The sequence below is a fragment of the Pseudomonas sp. PLMAX genome (assembly GCF_046042685.1).
Lineage (GTDB): Bacteria > Pseudomonadota > Gammaproteobacteria > Pseudomonadales > Pseudomonadaceae > Aquipseudomonas > Aquipseudomonas putida_AE.
The window spans coordinates 3,405,989-3,423,042 of sequence record NZ_CP064949.1 but is presented as its reverse complement, the minus strand read 5'-3'; the positions used below and the strand labels follow the sequence as shown (position 1 = coordinate 3,423,042).

Below are 17,054 nucleotides of genomic sequence, written 5' to 3'. Positions count from 1 at the left end.
CCAACAACACTTCCAAACAGACGAATTTGCGCTTATGTTACGCTTCAGCTCGAACAATATAGTCATACAATAAGAGAATCGATCATGTCTGATAAGAAACCCACCCTGCGCTCCGCCCAATGGTTTGGCACCGCCGACAAGAACGGCTTCATGTACCGCAGCTGGATGAAGAATCAGGGCATCGCCGACCACCAGTTCCATGGCAAGCCGATCATCGGCATCTGCAACACCTGGTCGGAATTGACCCCGTGCAACGCGCATTTCCGCCAGATCGCGGAACACGTCAAGCGCGGAGTGATCGAGGCCGGGGGCTTCCCGGTGGAGTTCCCGGTGTTCTCCAACGGTGAATCCAACCTGCGCCCGACCGCCATGCTCACCCGCAACCTGGCGAGCATGGACGTCGAAGAAGCGATTCGCGGCAACCCCATCGACGGCGTGGTGCTGCTAACCGGTTGCGACAAGACCACCCCGGCCTTGCTGATGGGTGCGGCCAGCTGCGACGTGCCGGCGATCGTCGTCACCGGCGGGCCGATGCTCAACGGCAAGCACAAGGGCAAGGACATCGGCTCGGGTACCGTGGTCTGGCAGCTCAGCGAACAGGTCAAGGCCGGCACCATCACCATCGATGACTTCCTCGCGGCTGAAGGCGGCATGTCCCGCTCGGCCGGTACCTGCAACACCATGGGCACCGCGTCGACCATGGCCTGCATGGCCGAAGCACTGGGCACTTCCCTGCCCCACAACGCGGCGATTCCTGCCGTCGATGCGCGGCGTTATGTGTTGGCGCACATGTCCGGCATGCGTGCCGTGGAAATGGTCCGGGAGGATTTGAAGCTGTCGAAGATCCTGACCAAGGAAGCTTTCGAAAACGCCATCCGGGTCAACGCCGCCATTGGCGGTTCGACCAACGCCGTGATTCACCTCAAGGCCATCGCCGGGCGCATCGGCGTGGAGCTGGACCTGGACGACTGGACCCGCATCGGTCGCGGCATGCCGACCATCGTCGACCTGCAACCGTCCGGACGTTTCCTGATGGAAGAGTTCTACTACGCCGGTGGCTTGCCAGCGGTACTACGCCGTCTCGGCGAAGCCAACCTGATCCCGAACCCGAACGCCTTGACCGTCAACGGCAAGTCCATCGGCGAGAACACCAGGGACGCGCCGATCTATGGTGAGGACGAAGTGATCCGTACCCTCGACAACCCGATCCGCGCCGACGGCGGGATCTGTGTACTGCGCGGCAACCTGGCACCACTGGGCGCGGTGCTCAAGCCCTCCGCCGCCAGTGCCGAGCTGATGCAACACCGCGGGCGTGCGGTGGTGTTCGAGAACTTCGACATGTACAAGGCGCGCATTAACGACCCGGAACTGGATGTGGATGCCAACTCGATCCTGGTCATGAAAAACTGCGGGCCCAAGGGTTATCCGGGCATGGCCGAAGTCGGCAACATGGGCCTGCCGGCCAAGCTGCTGGCCCAGGGCGTGACCGACATGGTGCGCATTTCCGATGCACGCATGAGCGGTACCGCGTATGGCACGGTGGTCCTGCACGTGGCACCGGAAGCCGCAGCCGGTGGGCCTTTGGCGGCGGTGAAGGAAGGTGACTGGATCGAGCTGGACTGCGCCAGCGGCCGGTTGCACCTGGATATTCCGGATGCTGAACTGGCGGCGCGCATGGCGGATCTGCAACCGCCACAGCAATTGCTGGTGGGCGGTTACCGTCAGCTGTACATCGACCATGTGTTGCAGGCGGATCAGGGTTGCGACTTTGACTTCCTGGTCGGTTGCCGTGGGGCCGAAGTACCGCGTCATTCTCACTGACACCACCGCCCCCTGTAGGAGCTGGCTTGCCAGCGAAGGCGGCCTGACAGTCAACCCTAATGTTTGCTGTCAGGGCCTCTTCGCTGGCAAGCCAGCTCCTACAGTCGTTCTGCGCCAGTCAAAACCCGGTGCTAGCGACCGTCACTCCCCACGCCTGCTATCATGCCCGCCATCTCCATCGCCCAGGACCGCGCCGTTCCCCATGGATTACCGCAAACCCTCCGACCGCAAAAGCATGCACTCGCGCATCGTCCAGGAACTGGGCATGCAGATCGTCTCCGGACGTTTCCTGCCGGACGACAAACTGCCCGCCGAAGCCCTGCTCTGCGAGGAATATGCCGTCAGCCGGCCGGTGTTGCGCGAAGCCACCCGTGTGCTGGTCGCCAAGGGCCTGGTGTACTCCCGTCCGCGGGTTGGCACCGTGGTCAAGCCGCGCAAGGAATGGCACATGCTCGACCCGGACGTCCTGCATTGGCTGATGCAAAGCAGCCCGCAGAACCAGTTCTTCGACCTGCTGACCAGCGTACGCAGCATCATCGAACCGGCCGCCGCCGCCCTCGCCGCACAGTTCGCCACCGACGCGGATATCGCCTCCATCGGTGAAGCCTACCAACGCATGGAAGCCGCGCCGACGCCGGAAGCCCTGCTGCAACCGGACCTGGATTTCCACAGCCGAATTGCAGACGCCACCCACAACGACTTGCTGGCCAACCTGTGCAACATGCTGTCGGTGGCAATTGCCGAAGCATTGAAGCATTCCAACCAGCGGCCGAACCTGCATGAACTGGCGCTGCCACGGCACAAGGCGATACTCACGGCGATCGAGAACCGCGATGCGTTGGGCGCGCGGCATGCGACGCTGGTGCAGCTCGATGATGCGCGCAGTGCGTTGAATGTGGTGCTAGGCAGCGATCCCTCATAAAACGCGATCCCCTATAGGAGCTGGCTTGCCAGCGATGGTGTGTCAGTCGACATCAATGTGTCTGACACACCATCGCTGGCAAGCCAGCTCCTATAGGGGTCTGGTGTGAATTTTAGATGTAAAAAAGCCGCAACCCTGAGGCTACGGCTTTTGTGTTTCTGGCCCTGGATCAGTGAGCAAACAGCGAATTGCCCTTCTGCCCCGCCAGCTTCTCCGGCTTGATCAGGAACCGCGCCAATGCCGGCAGCAGCCACAACGCACCGAACATGTTCCACAGCAGCATGAAGGTCAGCATCAGGCCCATGTCAGCCTGGAACTTGATGGCCGAGAAGATCCAGGTGCACACGCCGATCGCCAGGCACAAACCGGTGAACAGCACGGCCTTGCCGGTGGATTTCAGCGTCTGGTAGTACGCCTCCTGCAACGGCAGGCCCGCACGCAGGAAGCTTTCCAGGCGGCTGTAGATGTAGATGCCGTAGTCCACGCCAATCCCCACACCCAGCGCAACCACCGGCAGGGTCGCGACTTTCACGCCGATGCCCATGAAGGCCATCAGGGCGTTGCCCAGCACCGACGTCAGGACCAGTGGCAACACGATGCACAGGGTCGCCGCCCAGGAACGAAAGGTGATCATGCACATGACCGCGACGCAGATATACACCAGGATCAGGATGGTCAGCTCGGACTTCTTGATCACTTCGTTGGTAGCCGCCTCGATCCCCGCGTTACCGGCCGCCAGGATGAACTCCAGGTTCTCGGTGTTGTGCTCCTTGGCGAATTCCTGCACCGCATGCACCGCGCGATCCAGGGTTTCGGCCTTGTGATCGTTGAGGAACACCAGCACCGGCGCCAATGAACAGCTGTTGTTGTACAGGCCATCGGCACGGGCGATGGAGTTGTTCAACACGTCCGGGTTACGCGACAGGGTTTCCCATTTCAGGTTGCCCTCGTTCATGCCCTTGATCATCTGCTTGGACACGGTCACCAGGGAAATCGCCGACTGCACGCCCTCGGTGTTCTGCATCTTCCACATCAGCTCGTCGATCGGCGCCATGGCTTCGTAGCGCGAGCAGCCTTCGGACTTGGTCTTGACCATCACCACCAACACGTCGGAACTGGTGGAGTAGTTGCTGATGATGAAGTTGTTGTCCTTGTTGTAGCGCGAGTCCGGGCGCAGCTCCGGCGCACCCTGGTCGAGGTCACCGATTTTCAGGTTCTGGCTGTACCACAGGCCACCACCGAAGGCGACCAGCGCCAGGAGAATGGACACCGGTGCAACTTTGGCGCTGGCAAAGTTCGACAGCAGGCGCCAGAACGGATGCTCACGCACCGCGTCTTTCTTGCTGCGTTCGACCGCGCGCTTGCTGATGCCGACGTAGGAAATCGCCACCGGCAACAGGATCAGGTTGGTGAACACGATCACTGCCACACCGATGGAAGCGCCGATGGCCAGCTCGCGAATCACACCGATGTCGATGATCAGCAGCGTGATGAAGCCCACGGCATCGGCGAGGATCGCGATCATCCCCGGCAGGAACAGTTGGCGGAACGTACGTCGCGCGGCAGTCAGGGCGTTTTCCGCCTCGCTCGATTGCAGGGCGATACCGTTGATCTTCTGCACACCATGGGAAATACCGATGGCGAAGATCAGGAACGGCACCAGCATCGAGTACGGGTCGAGCCCGAAGCCGAAGAAGTGCATCAACCCCAGCTGCCAGATCACCGCCACCAGCGTCGTGCTCAACACGGCGACGGTACTGCGCAGGCAGTTGGTGAACCACAGCAGGAGGATCAGGGTGATGACGAAGGCGATGCCGAAGAACATCACCACCATCACCAGGCCGTCGATCAGGTCGCCGACTTTCTTGGCGAAACCGACGATGTGGATCTTCACGTTCGGGTTCTGTGCTTCGAACTTGTCGCGGATCTTGTCTTCAAGCTCATGGGAAAACTGGCGGTAGTCCAGCGCCAGCAGCTTGCCCTGGTCCTGCGGGTCCGGGTAGGACTCCAGCAGCGGGATGTCGACGATGCTCGATTTGAAGTCGTTGGCCACCAACCGCCCGACCTGCCCGGACTTGAGCACGTTGTTGCGCAACAGGTCGAGGCTTTGCTGGGAGCCGTTGTAGCTCTGCGGGATCACTTCACCGCCAGCGAAACCCTCCTCCGTCACTTCCGTCCAGCGAATGCTCGGACTCCACAGCGACTTGAGGCCGGAGCGATCGACGCCGGAGATGTAGAACACCTCGTCGTTGATCTGGCGCAGAGTCTCCATGTACTCCTTGGAGAAGATGTCGCCGTCAGTGGCTTCCACGGAAATGCGTACGGTGTTGCCCAGGTTTGCCAGATCGTTGCGGTGCTCCATCATCTTTTGAATGAATGGATGCTCGAGCGGGATCATTTTTTCAAAGCTGGTGGACGGCCGGATCAGCGTCGCCTGCCAGAACAGGAAAATACTCACCAGCAGGCAGATCGTGATGACTGCCGGGCGGTTGTTGAAGATCAGGCGCTCAAGAAACGTCGCCTTGTCCTGATGAGGTGTGCTTAAGGAAGTCATAGCTGCGCCTTCTTATTATTAACCCGGCTCATTTGCCCAGCTCTGCGCCGTTTGGCGAAGTGGCGCGAACGCCGCCCTGTCCAGCCAGAATCAGATTGCCATTGCCTGCGGCGACCACCGACGACAGCGAGATACGATCGCGACGGTTGAACACGCTGAAGGTTTCACCGTTGTCGCTGCTGCTGATCACCGATCCGCCGTTGCCAACGATCACGATCGAACCATCGTCAAGCAAGGTCGCGCCGGACAGTCCGAACTCCAGGTCACCGCGCTCAGCCTTGAGCTCGACTTTTTCCCAGTTGCTGCCGAAATCGGTGGAGCGGTACAGATTGCCGCGCAGGCCATAGGCCAACAGCGTGTTGGGTTGCGCGGTGCCAATCACACCGAACAGCGAACCTTCATACGGGCCTTCGAGCTTTTCCCAGGTCTGGCCCCAATCGGCCGAGCGGAACATGCTGCCCTGCTCGCCGACGATGAACAGCCCGGCATCCTTGACTGCGGTGATGGCGTTGAGGTGGAACTGGTCTTCGTTGTCCAGGCGATCGCTGACGTCTTCCCAGTTTTTCCCGCCGTCGGTGGTGGCCATCAGCGCCCCGTAGGCACCCACGGCAAAGCCGTTGCTGGCGTCCTGGAACCAGACGTCGAGCAGCGGCGATTCGCGTTTGAGATCTTCGAATTGCTTGGTCCAGGTACTACCGCCGTCCTCGCTGGCGAGGATCTGCGCGTCATGACCGACGGCCCAGCCGTGCTTGTCATCGACGAAGAACACCGAGGTCAGCAGCTGCCGGGTTGGCACCTTGGCCTGGGTCCAGGTCGCGCCCTGGTCATCGGAATAGAGAATGTGCCCGCGATCCCCGACCGCCACCAGGCGCTTGCCGGCGTGCACGACATCGAGCACCAGGCTTTTGCTGGCCTTGGCCGATTCAACGGAATAAACAACGTCGGATGCCGGCGCATCAGCGGCCAGCACCGGTGCCGACCACACGGCACAGCCCAACAGCGAGAGCGCTGTAGCCAGCAACGCGAACTTGCGCAATGCCGGCGGGCGGCAGATACCCACACCCATGACAGGCTCACTCATAGACCTTCCCCCATTATTATTGTTAGGTCGTTCAACCTTTCAGGGCGCCGTAAGGGGTGTTCGCGGGATGACCTGTTTCAAAGCATAGTCTTGAAACCCGCAATCCAGAGCCCCTTCGGAAGCTGGCTTATCCTATCGGTGTTCTTGAAGGGCTGACAATCGACGGCACGTTATGTTTTGTTAACCGCAGGGGGATGGGGGATTTCTGAATGATTGGGTATCAGGTGGGGTGATTGCGCTTTTTTTGGGGAGTGGTGGTGTACATATCCATTATTCAGGTAACGGCCACTTATGGTTTCGCTCTTACCTGTAGGAGCGAGCGTGCTCGCGATGGAGGTCAACGATGACGCGGGAAGCCTGACACCCCACGGCGCTCTCGGGCTTTTCGCGAGCAGGCTCGCTCCCTCAGTTCGACCGCAGTACATCTGTGGGAGATGGGTCGCCTATAAGGCAGCCATCGCTGGCAAGCCAGCTCCTACAGGTTGATCGGTGTACATCTGCGGGAGATATGCCCCCGCAGGGTCCGAGGAACACTGCGGGAGCAAGACCAACCTCAAGCCAGGCTTTTGCTGACCACCTCAAACACATCGCTGGACAGTTGCCCCGAAGCCCGAATCCGCTCCAGCTCACCTTTCATCAAGGCCTGACGCGCATCATCGTACTTGCGCCAGCGCGTCAAAGGCGCCAACTGCCGGGACGCAATCTGCGGATTGAAGCCGTTCAACTCAATGACCAGATCCGCCAGGAAGCGATACCCGGAACCATCCGCCGCATGGAAGTTGATCAGGTTCTGCCCGGCGAACGCGCCGATCAGTGCGCGCACCTTGTTCGGGTTCTTGATGTTGAACGCCGGGTGCTGCATCAATGCCTTGACCCGATCCAGGCCACCGGGCAGCACACTGCCGGCCTGGACGCTGAACCACTGGTCCATGACCAACGGGTTGTCCTTGAAGTGCTCGGCGAAGCTGGCCAGGGCCTTGGCCTTCTGTTCTTCGAATGGCGAGTTGACCAGTACGGCAAGCGCGGTCAGGCGTTCGGTCATGTTGTCGCAGGCCTCGAACTGTTCCAGCGTCGCCGCCAGCACTTCAGGCTTGCCGCTGAGCATCAGGTACGACAGCGCAATGTTCTGCAATGCGCGACGGGCGAAATGCTCGGCTTCGGCCACGTAGGGGGTCTGCTTGGACAGGTCGCGGTTGGCCTGGTAACGCAGCCACAGGCCTTCGAACAACGCATCGGCCAGTTGCTTGCGGGCAAACTCGCGGGCGGTATGAATCGCCTCGACATCGGCAACTTCACTGATTTCGGTCAGGTAGGCTTCGCTTGGCAGCGAGAGCATTTCGGCGACCATCGCCTGGTCCAGCGACTCATCCGACAGCACGGTACGCAAGGCCGAAACCAGACGCTGATCGAGCACCAGCGCCTCGCCCTTCTGCTGCTGGGCGATCAGTTCCTGCAGCACCTGCACCGACAGTTGCTGACCCGCATCCCAACGATTGAAGCCGTCGCTGTCGTGCTGCATCAGGAACATCAGTTGGTCACGGTTGTACGGGAAGCTCAGTTTGACCGGCGCCGAGAAACCACGCAGCAGCGACGGCAGCGGCTGTTCGGCGATGTCGACGAAGGTGAACGTCTGCTCGGCTTCGGTCACCGAGATCACTCGGGAAGTGCCTTGCGCCGCCGCTTCACCGGCAAGACGCAGGGCCATTTCACCGCCCTGGCTATCGAGCAGGCCGAGTTCGACCGGAATCACGAACGGCAGTTTTTCCACCTTGTCCGGCGTTGCCGGGCAGCTCTGGCGGAAGGTCAGGCTGTAGGTTTTCGCCGCGGCGTCGTAGGACTCGCTCACCACCAGGCGTGGTGTACCGGCCTGGCTGTACCAGCGCTTGAACTGGGACAGGTCGACGCCGTTGGCATCTTCCATGGCCTTGATGAAGTCATCGCAGGTCACGGCCTGGCCGTCATGGCGCTCGAAGTACAGGTCGCTGCCTTTACGGAAGCCTTCGGCGCCCAACAGGGTGTGGATCATGCCGACCACTTCCGAACCCTTTTCGTACACGGTCAGGGTGTAGAAGTTGGAGATTTCGATGAAGCTGTCCGGGCGCACCGCGTGGGCCATCGGACCGGCATCTTCGGCGAACTGGTGGGTACGCAGGTACGCCACGTCCTGGATACGCTTGACCGTGGCCGAGTTCATGTCGGCGGAGAAGCCGGAATCGCGGAACACGGTAAAACCTTCCTTGAGCGACAACTGGAACCAGTCGCGGCAGGTCACGCGGTTGCCCGACCAGTTGTGGAAGTATTCGTGGGCTACGATCGCCTCGACCCGCTGGTGCGCGGCGTCGGTGGCGGTTTCGGCCTTCGCCAGCACGGCGCTGGAGTTGAAGATGTTGAGCCCCTTGTTCTCCATGGCGCCCATGTTGAAGTCGTTCACGGCGACGATCATGAAAATGTCCAGGTCGTACTCGCGACCGTAGACCTCTTCGTCCCAGCGCATGGACTTCTTCAGGCTGTTCATGGCGTGCTGGCACTTGTCGATGTTTTCCGGCTCGACATAAATGCGCAGCGCCACGGAGCGCTGGCTCATGGTGGTGAAGCTGTCTTCGACGCACCACAAATCACCGGCCACCAGCGCGAACAGGTACGCCGGTTTCTTGAACGGGTCTTCCCAGGTCGCCCAGTGCCGGCCGTCTTCGCCAGGCCCCGAGGCAATCGGGTTGCCGTTGGACAGCAGCACCGGATAGCTGTGCTGCTCGGCGACCACCGTGGTGGTGAACGTGCTCATCACGTCCGGGCGGTCGAGGTAATAGGTGATCTTGCGGAAGCCCTCGGCCTCGCACTGGGTGCAGAACATCGTGCCGGACTTGTACAGGCCTTCCAGCGCAGTATTGGTTTCCGGGTGGATGCGCACGCTGGTGTCGACCGTGAACGTGGTGCTGGTCGGCTGCAGGGTCAGGTGATTTTCGGTCAGCTGGTACTGGGCTGCAGAAAGCTCCTGGTCGGCCAAGGTGACCGACAGCAATTCCAGCTGCTGGCCATCCAGCACCAGCGGCGGCAACCCCGGGCCTCGCTCGGGGTTGCGGCGCATCACCAGTTGCGCATGGACCAGGCTGTGGTCCTCGAACAACTCGAAGGTCAGGTGCGTTTCGTCGATCAGGTACTCGGGCGCCTGATAGTCCTTGAGGTAGATCATCTTCGGTTGTTCGGTGCGCATGCTGGAGTCCTTAACTATGCACGGCGAGCTGATAAGCCGTGTATTTACGAATGTTGATCACGCCGGTATCGAAGATCAGGTACTGACCCTTGATCCCCATCAGCGTGCCTTCGGCAATCGGGTTCTTGTCCAGGTTGAAGCTGACGATCTTCGCCGGATACTGCTCGACCGGAAAGCGGATTTCCAGCGGTTCGACGTCGGCAATCGTCTGGATCGCCTGCAGGCCGAATCGTTCCTGCAATCCTTGCAGACCCTCGGCGCAGCTGTCGAACAACTGGTCACGGATGTGCGGCAGGTCCACCGACACCGCATCGCCCTTGAGCAAGGCGCGCCAGTTGGTCTTGTCGGCGACCTGGCTGCGGAACAGGTCTTCGACGAAGCCTGATTGCTGGCGGGTCGCGACGCGCATGATCGGCAAGGCCTGACTGGCGCCCTGGTCGATCCAGCGGGTCGGCAACTGGGTGGCGCGGGTGATCCCGACCTTGACCCCGGAGGAATTCGACAGGTACACGATGTGATCGGTCATGCAGAACGTCTGGCCCCACTCCGGCTCCCGGCAGGTGCCGGCGTCGAAATGGCAGAGTTCCGGGCTCATGATGCACACGTCGCACTGGGCCAGCTTGGTCATGCACGGGTAGCAGTAACCCTGGCTGAAACTGGTCTTGGTCTTGCGTCCGCAATGGGTGCAGTGAATCGCCCCCAGGTATTCCAGGCGCACCGTGGTGCCGATCAACGGATTGACCGGAACCTCGACGTCGCCCAGGCGAAATGCGTATTGCACGTTCGGCCCGTCCAGGCGCGCCGACATTTTACTGATTGCACCGCGGCCAATCTCGATCAATGGATGGCATCCGACTTGAACAGGATATTGGGCACTTGAATCGACTTGGAGCTGCATTCCTGCGGGCCCATGTAGCCAGTACGCTCTTCTTCAGGCAGGTTCTTGACTTCCCAGGCGATCATCGCCTGCAACGACAGTTCGCGTTGTTCGGCGGTGAGCTTGCCACCGTCGGACCATTTACCGATTTCCACCGCCAGTTTCAGGCTCTGGTAGATGTCCGGGGTGATGTTCTTGATCATTTCGTTGAAAGAGGACATTGGGTCTCCGCGCTCTTTGAATCACATAACAGTTTTAGGCGGCCAGTTTACGGCGGTTGTACAAACCACCCAACAAGCCGGTCAAGCATCCGACGAGCAACCCGCCGACGTGGGCCGCGTTGGCAATTTCGCCGAAGCCGATCATCGAGACCAGCCCGGACAGGCACAGCAGCAGCCATATCAGCATCATCGCCAACACCCCACGAGGCAGGCGATAGGCGCTGTTCGGCGACAGGACCTGAAAGATCCAGCAGTGCCCGAGCAGGCCGTACAACACGCCGGACAAGCCGCCAAACAGGGTCGGGCCGCTGAACACGTACTGGGCATAGTTGGACACGAGGCTGAACAGCAAGGTCAGACCGATCAGGTTGATACTGCCCTGGCGCGACTCGATGCGCCGCCCCAGCTCCCAGTACCACATGCCGTTCATGGCCAGGTGCAGGATGCCGAAGTGGATCAGCATCGGCGTCACCAGTCGCCACCACTGCCCCGCCGCCAGGCTGTCGGCCAACGGCACGAAATGGATGTACTCGCCGACCACGCGAAAATCGAGAAAGGTCAGCCAGCGCAATGTCGTCAGGTTATCGCCCAGCAGCGTCAGCGCGCCGACGATCAGGCTCAGCAGCAGCACCGTTGCCGTGGCTTTTCCATGGCGCAGTTGATCGGCGAAGTTCGGTCGACGCGTCGACTGAGCCACCGGGATGTCGAGTTTCTGCTCCGGATCGCCCTCGGGATAACGCTCATACAACACCCGCACGTCGTGGCTGATGTTTTCCGGCACCCACAGCACCTGCTCGCCCGCTTCCTCGCTGACCCGATGCGGCACCTGCATGCGTTGCAGCAACTTGACGAAACCGCTCAGGTCCACCGCCAGCGGCAGGCGCAAGACTGCGATCTTGCTCATTGCAACACCTCCGGTCGCTCGACATCGACCCAGACAAACTTGTGCGGATCGAGCCGGGTTTCCTGGTCCAGGCGATAGGCCACCAGTTTTCCGTAGAGCACCGCACTGTAATCCAGGCACGCCAGGTTCGGACGAATCGGTGCCGGTTTGCCGCTGCGCCAGTAATGGCCGACGAACAGCAACGGTTCGTCTATGCCGTAGCGCAACAGCGTGTTTTTCTCGGTGGACGACAGTGGCGTTCGGGCGACCGGGTCGGGCAAGGCGTCAGGTTGGAACACGATGTCTCCGTAGGTTTGCGGGTCGTCTTCCCAGAATTTCGTGCGGAAGAACGCGCGGGTCAGGCCGTCGCCGCTGGTCATGGTCAGGCCATGGGGCAGGCGCATGTCGGTGCCGCGCAACAGGCGGTCGAACACGGTGCAGGCGAAACTGCCGGGCACGGCCGAGGACTGGAGGAAGTGCTCATCGACACAGCCATCGGGGAACAAGGCCCGCAGCGGCTCGATCAAGCCGGCGTCCCAACAGGCATGCACCACCCGGAAGCGTCCGGCATCGACGAACAGCGGCAGTTCATAGAACCACTGCTGGAAGTCATGCCAGTCCGCCGGATGGTGTTCGAACTGGGTCAGGGTCTCGTGCAGCAGGCGCGCATGGCGCGGGGTGTGTTCGCGCACGAACTGCTTGCCGCTGCCAGGCAGCGCCGGGGTGACCCAGCCCAGGGCATTGAATTCGTGGTTGCCCATGATGCACAGTGCCTGGCCGGCCTCGACCATGTCATGGACGATGTGCAGCGCCTCGCGAATCCGCGGACCGCGGTCGATGATGTCGCCGACGAACACCGCCATGCGCGAGGCATGGCGCCAGACGCCCGCTTGCTTGTGGTAACCGAGCCGGTCGAGCAAGTGCTCAAGGGTCAGAGCGCAACCGTGCACGTCACCGATCAGGTCGTAGCTACGCGCGGGATCGAGCATCAGTCGCCTCCACCACCCAACCGGCTGCCCCAGCCGAGCTTGGTCCGGCACACTTCATAGTAGTTGTGATCGAGCGGGTGGATCAGCCGCAACTTCTGCGCCTTTTTGCTCACGGTGATGGTGTCGCCGGGCGCACAGGTAAAGTGGTTCTGCCCGTCACACGAGACTTGCGGGTAAATCTGCATATCCTTGGACACGACGATTTTCAGCTCACTGTTGCCATCGACCACAATCGGCCGGCCTGACAAGGTATGGGGGTACATCGGCACAATCACAATAGCGTCGAGCTTGGGATGCATGATCGGGCCACCGGCCGAGAGCGCATAGGCCGTGGAACCGGTGGGCGTGGCGACGATCAGGCCGTCGGCTTTCTGGCTGCAGACGAACTGGCCGTCGATGTACAGTTCGAACTCGATCATGCGTGTCGATTTGCCGGGGTGCAGCACCACATCGTTCAGGGCATCGCCCTGGCCAATGGCTTCGGCGTGGCGGCGAACTTCGGCCTGCAGCAGAAAGCGGTTTTCCACCAGATAGTGGCCGTCAAGCACTTCGGCGACCTTGGTTTCCAGCTCATCGGGGCGGATGTCGGTGAGGAACCCCAGGCTTCCGCGGTTGATGCCAAGCACCGGGATATTGTGCTTGGCCAGGGCACGGGCCGCGCCCAGCAGGCTGCCATCACCGCCCACCACGATGACCATGTCGCAGACCTCACCGAGCATCTTGCGCGACGAGGTTTGCAAACCGTGGCCCGGCAGGACTTCGGCAATGGTGTCTTCGAGGATCACGTGCAGGTGACGATCGAGCAGAAAACGTTTCAGTCGGCGTACGGTATCCAGCACCTGGGAACTGCCCAGGCGACCGATGATGCCGATATTGCGAAATTGCTCCATGGGGCCCCTAAGCTCTGTGACGGCGAAAAGCACGATTATGGGCGAAAGCACGGGATAGACAAAATCCTTTCAGCTTCAAGGTGTGCCCGCGATTCGGGCTATGCTCGCAAGATGATCCTATTTCCAGATTTGCTGCAGTTACCCCACCAGTTGCGCCACCCCGAAGTGCGCGACATGGCGTGGGTCATCCTCGCCCCGCCGATGCTCAGCGCCACGCCCTGGCCACAACGTCATCCGCTGGCCGGCAGCGACTGGGTGCAGGCCCCGGACCACCTGGAAAACTGGCTGCGAAAACTCGACCGGGACAGTTACGGCTTGCTGCACTGGCTGGCCCAGGCCCGTACCCGCCGCCTGGGCCTTTATTATGAGCGACTCTGGCAGTTCGCCGTGCAGCATGCGCCGGGGATCGAGTTGATTGCCGCCAACATGCCGATCCGTCGCGAGGGTCACACCCTGGGCGAGCTGGACATGCTGCTGCGCGATCGCGACGGCGTGCATCACCTGGAACTGGCGATCAAGCTGTACCTCGGCCCGCAGAACGGCGACGGACAGGACGCCGCGCAGTGGCTCGGTCCGGGTTGCCACGATCGGCTGGACCGCAAACTGGCGCACCTGAGCCAGCACCAACTGCCAATCTCCGCGCGCCCGGAGAGTCGCGAGGTGCTGGCGGCGCTGGATATCCGCCAGTTCAATGCGCATTTGTGGCTGGGGGGCTATTTGCTTTATCCCTGGCCGGGGCAGGCATCATCGCCCAGTGGCGCGCATCCCCAGCACTTGCGCGGTCGCTGGCTGCATCAAAAGGACTGGCCGGCGTTCTTCGCCCAGAGCCCGCCCGGCCGCTGGCAACCCCTGCCCCGCCATGCCTGGCTGGCACCGGCGCACTACCCCGGGGAGCAGACGTGGGGCGCTGAACAGTTGAATGCCTGGCTGAGCGAACTGGAGCCCTTGGCGCCGGCGCAATTGCTGGTGCGTCTTACGGAAAATGCCTTGGGTGATTGGGAGGAAGCGGAGCGGTTGTTTCTGGTGGCGGATCTTTGGCCGAATGTGCCGGGGCAGGGTTGAGTTTTTTGGCGCCTGAACCTGCCTCTTCGGAGCAAGCCCGCTCCCACAGGGGAATGCATTTCCAATGTGGGAGCGGGCTTGCTCGCGAAGAGGCCGGTACGGTCACAACCTAATCACATGCCCCTCCACCGGCGCGACTTCTCCATGAAACAAACGGGAAATAAGCGCCTGCGCCGCTTCATACCCATGACCTTCCACCACCTCCAACAACGGCGACTCACCACCCGTCACCTTCCGGAAAAACTGCAGCAATCCCTCACCAATATGCTGACTCACCCCTTCCGGCCCCCATTCGGCATTGCGCTTGCGGATTTGAATCGGCGCAAAAAAGAACACCGGCTGCGGCCCCTCAATGGCCGTAAGCCGAGCCTCATCGGTACTTTGCGCCGAGCCGGCAAAGCAGCTATAGACCAACCGCCCGGCAAAATGCCGGTGCACCCGGTCACGCAAATCAAGGTCGCCGGAAAAATCCACATACAGCGTAGGACGGTCATTGGGCAGGTTCGCCAGCTCGGCGTAAGACACCACTCGCTCGTAACAGCCAAGGGTCTCGACAAAGGATTTGTTGCCGGCAGAGGTCAGCGCTACCCGTTCCAGCCCGGGATGATCGCCCAGGCAGACTGCGGTGCCATAGGCAGTTTTGCTCGAAGCGCTGGAGAACACCAGCCGGGCTGCTCCGAAGAACTGCTTGTCCTGCAAGAAGTCCGCAAGCATGGAAGAGGTCAGGAACAGCGGCTTGAGCAGAATCTGCAGGTTTTCGGTTTTCGGGCTGTAGTACGCATCCCAACTGCAACGGGTGTATTGGTTGTACGCCGAGGTCAGCCCGAGTCGATGTTCGGCACCGTCGTAGAAACCACGTTCGGTGACCCGCTCCGGGCGCATCCACAGATGGCTGGCCAGGGGAAAGTAGCCGTAGAAGCGCTCCCCGACCTTGATGCCAGCCACGTCAGACGCCACGACATCGGCGAATCCCCAGGCAGGCACATGGCCCCATTCCGCCAACCCTGTAGGAAAGAACCCCCAGTAGTTCATCGAATGGCCATAGGCGGCGTAGGTAATGTTGTTGGTCGTCAGCGCGCAACGGTCAATCTTCAGGATCACCTCGCCGGTTGCCGGGACCAGGCTTCGTTGCACCTGCTCGATCCGGCCTTGGTCAAGGGCGTTTTTACGGGTGATCAGCCGTGTTACGGTAATTGGACTTTGCATCTTTCAGTCTCCTGCTGCGCAAACGTGGCGGGTAGCACCAGAGTAATGGCAGCCAATGAAGAGCGGGTTCGGAAACTCCAAGGGCGGCGAGCCCGCCGTCAATCCCCGGGCAAAACCGCTGAAACGGCCGAGTCAGGCCCGGGCGATTTTCACCGTCGAAGCGATTTACCAGGCTTTTGTTCGGATTTGGCAAAGAAATGGCTGGGCCGGTCTGACCACCCGGGAAGTGGCACTGGAAGCAGGCGTTGCGGTTGGCACGCTGTACGACTATTTCCCGAGCAAGGAGGCGCTGCTGTCCGGTTACATACGGCATCAACTGGATGCCCTGTTACAGCACATGGATGAATCGGTGGTACAAGCCAATGACCTGGACTGGCCGACCCGGATCAAACGCCTGATCTACATGACCTGCAATCCCGTCGACGAGCGCCAGCCCCTGTTCAACCATGCCGTTTCGCTCATCGAACACCAGATCGCCGAGCCAAAACATCATCGAAGGGTGTTCGAAGAACTGTCACGCAAATGGGGCGAAGCGCTCGCCGCCTGTAGCGACTTGCCTGTTCAGCCCTCACAGACAACCATCGATGCGTGGGTCATCATGGCCTGGGGCGGACGGCGTTATTGCGTTACCGCACAACCTGCGGCGGCGCAAACCGCCGCATGGTTGTCGGAAATGGAAACGCTGATCTGTGGCCGACTGGCCAGCGCTACGTAATCCAAAGCATCAAAGCTTCTTGTGCTGTTCAACCCACTTGCCGTAGGCATCGATGAATTTCTGCAGGAACGGCCTGACGGATTCGGACAGGTTGCCCGCCTCGTCGAACGCGGAACCGGCGCCGCCCAGGTAGGCTTCAGGCTGCTGCATCAATGGCACATCGAGAAACACCATGGACTGGCGCAAGTTGTGATTGGCGCCGAATCCACCGACCGCACCCGGGGAAACACTGATCACCGCACCCGGCTTGCCACTCCAGGCACTCTTGCCATAAGGCCGCGAACCCACGTCGATGGCATTTTTCAACGGGGCCGGCACCGAACGGTTGTATTCCGGGGTGACGAACAGCACTGCGTCGGATGAACTGACTTGTTGTCGGAAAGTACTGTAGGCTGCCGGCGGTGAAGCACCATCGATGTCTTCGTTGTACAGTGGCAAATCACCGATTTCGACGATTTCCAGCTTGAGGTTGGCCGGCGCCAGATCCGCTAGCGCGAGGGCGACCTTGCGGTTGATCGATGCTTTGCGCAGGCTGCCGACCACTACGGCGACGTTATAGACATTGCTCATGGAAGACTCTCGATTGTCCGTGGGAGGAGCCTGTAGTTATAGATGATCAGGC

Annotated in this window: 14 protein-coding genes and 1 pseudogene; 5 read left to right on the top strand and 10 right to left on the bottom strand. The window is 60.9% G+C overall.

The window, feature by feature from the left end:
* Positions 1–84: 84 nt before the first annotated feature.
* Together DKB71_RS15870 and DKB71_RS15865 are read left to right on the top strand one after the other, a co-directional pair.
* Positions 85–1,821: an IlvD/Edd family dehydratase gene (locus tag DKB71_RS15870; RefSeq protein ID WP_166620189.1), complete on the top strand. Its 1,737-nt coding sequence runs from the start codon at positions 85–87 to the stop codon at positions 1,819–1,821.
* Positions 1,822–2,023: 202 nt separating this feature from the next.
* Positions 2,024–2,743, top strand: a complete 720-nt coding sequence (locus tag DKB71_RS15865) for a FadR/GntR family transcriptional regulator (protein ID WP_323605836.1) — start codon at positions 2,024–2,026, stop codon at positions 2,741–2,743.
* Between the two features lie 169 nt (positions 2,744–2,912).
* On the opposite strand, the gene DKB71_RS15860 is transcribed toward DKB71_RS15865, so the two are convergent.
* Both DKB71_RS15860 and DKB71_RS15855 read right to left on the bottom strand, forming a co-directional pair.
* Positions 2,913–5,297: an RND family transporter gene (locus DKB71_RS15860; protein WP_323605838.1), complete on the bottom strand. Its 2,385-nt coding sequence runs from the start codon at positions 5,295–5,297 to the stop codon at positions 2,913–2,915.
* Positions 5,298–5,325: 28 nt separating this feature from the next.
* Positions 5,326–6,378, bottom strand: a complete 1,053-nt coding sequence (locus DKB71_RS15855; protein WP_323605840.1) for a YCF48-related protein — start codon at positions 6,376–6,378, stop codon at positions 5,326–5,328.
* 291 nt (positions 6,379–6,669) lie between these two features.
* Here DKB71_RS15855 and DKB71_RS15850 point away from each other — a divergent pair.
* Positions 6,670–6,789 (top strand): annotated as a pseudogene (locus DKB71_RS15850) (outer membrane lipoprotein carrier protein LolA); the annotation flags it as partial.
* 142 nt (positions 6,790–6,931) lie between these two features.
* Here the strand turns inward: DKB71_RS15850 and pepN are convergent.
* The 6 genes from pepN to DKB71_RS15820 are packed head-to-tail and all read right to left on the bottom strand — an operon-like array spanning position 6,932 to position 13,449.
* Positions 6,932–9,589 (bottom strand): aminopeptidase N, encoded by a 2,658-nt coding sequence (gene pepN, locus DKB71_RS15845; RefSeq protein WP_408600989.1) that lies wholly within the window; start codon positions 9,587–9,589, stop codon positions 6,932–6,934.
* Positions 9,590–9,599: 10 nt separating this feature from the next.
* Positions 9,600–10,430 (bottom strand): DUF2797 domain-containing protein, encoded by an 831-nt coding sequence (locus tag DKB71_RS15840; RefSeq protein WP_408600987.1) that lies wholly within the window; start codon positions 10,428–10,430, stop codon positions 9,600–9,602.
* On the bottom strand, positions 10,427–10,687 hold the full coding sequence (locus DKB71_RS15835; protein WP_274076998.1) for a YeaC family protein: 261 nt from the start codon (positions 10,685–10,687) through the stop codon (positions 10,427–10,429). Before DKB71_RS15835 ends, DKB71_RS15840 begins: the two co-directional genes overlap by 4 nt.
* A gap of 34 nt (positions 10,688–10,721) precedes the next feature.
* Positions 10,722–11,591, bottom strand: a complete 870-nt coding sequence (locus tag DKB71_RS15830) for a rhomboid family intramembrane serine protease (RefSeq protein ID WP_408600986.1) — start codon at positions 11,589–11,591, stop codon at positions 10,722–10,724.
* Positions 11,588–12,559, bottom strand: coding sequence for a metallophosphoesterase (locus tag DKB71_RS15825; RefSeq protein ID WP_408600985.1), 972 nt, complete (start codon positions 12,557–12,559; stop codon positions 11,588–11,590). The genes DKB71_RS15830 and DKB71_RS15825 overlap by 4 nt, the downstream gene beginning before the upstream one ends.
* Positions 12,559–13,449, bottom strand: a complete 891-nt coding sequence (locus DKB71_RS15820) for an NAD(+) kinase (protein ID WP_274077001.1) — start codon at positions 13,447–13,449, stop codon at positions 12,559–12,561. Before DKB71_RS15820 ends, DKB71_RS15825 begins: the two co-directional genes overlap by 1 nt.
* A gap of 111 nt (positions 13,450–13,560) precedes the next feature.
* Between DKB71_RS15820 and DKB71_RS15815 the strand changes: the two genes are divergently transcribed.
* On the top strand, positions 13,561–14,511 hold the full coding sequence (locus DKB71_RS15815; protein ID WP_408600984.1) for a DUF1853 family protein: 951 nt from the start codon (positions 13,561–13,563) through the stop codon (positions 14,509–14,511).
* Between the two features lie 102 nt (positions 14,512–14,613).
* Here DKB71_RS15815 and DKB71_RS15810 read toward each other — a convergent pair whose 3' ends face one another.
* Positions 14,614–15,717 (bottom strand): DUF2855 family protein, encoded by a 1,104-nt coding sequence (locus tag DKB71_RS15810; protein ID WP_408600983.1) that lies wholly within the window; start codon positions 15,715–15,717, stop codon positions 14,614–14,616.
* 55 nt (positions 15,718–15,772) lie between these two features.
* Here DKB71_RS15810 and DKB71_RS15805 point away from each other — a divergent pair, with 55 nt between their 5' ends.
* The gene (locus DKB71_RS15805) at positions 15,773–16,432 is read left to right on the top strand and encodes a TetR/AcrR family transcriptional regulator (protein WP_408600982.1); all 660 of its coding nucleotides are present in this window, start codon (positions 15,773–15,775) and stop codon (positions 16,430–16,432) included.
* Positions 16,433–16,441: 9 nt separating this feature from the next.
* Here DKB71_RS15805 and DKB71_RS15800 read toward each other — a convergent pair whose 3' ends face one another.
* Positions 16,442–17,002: an NADPH-dependent FMN reductase gene (locus tag DKB71_RS15800; RefSeq protein WP_274077005.1), complete on the bottom strand. Its 561-nt coding sequence runs from the start codon at positions 17,000–17,002 to the stop codon at positions 16,442–16,444.
* Positions 17,003–17,054 lie beyond the last annotated feature (52 nt).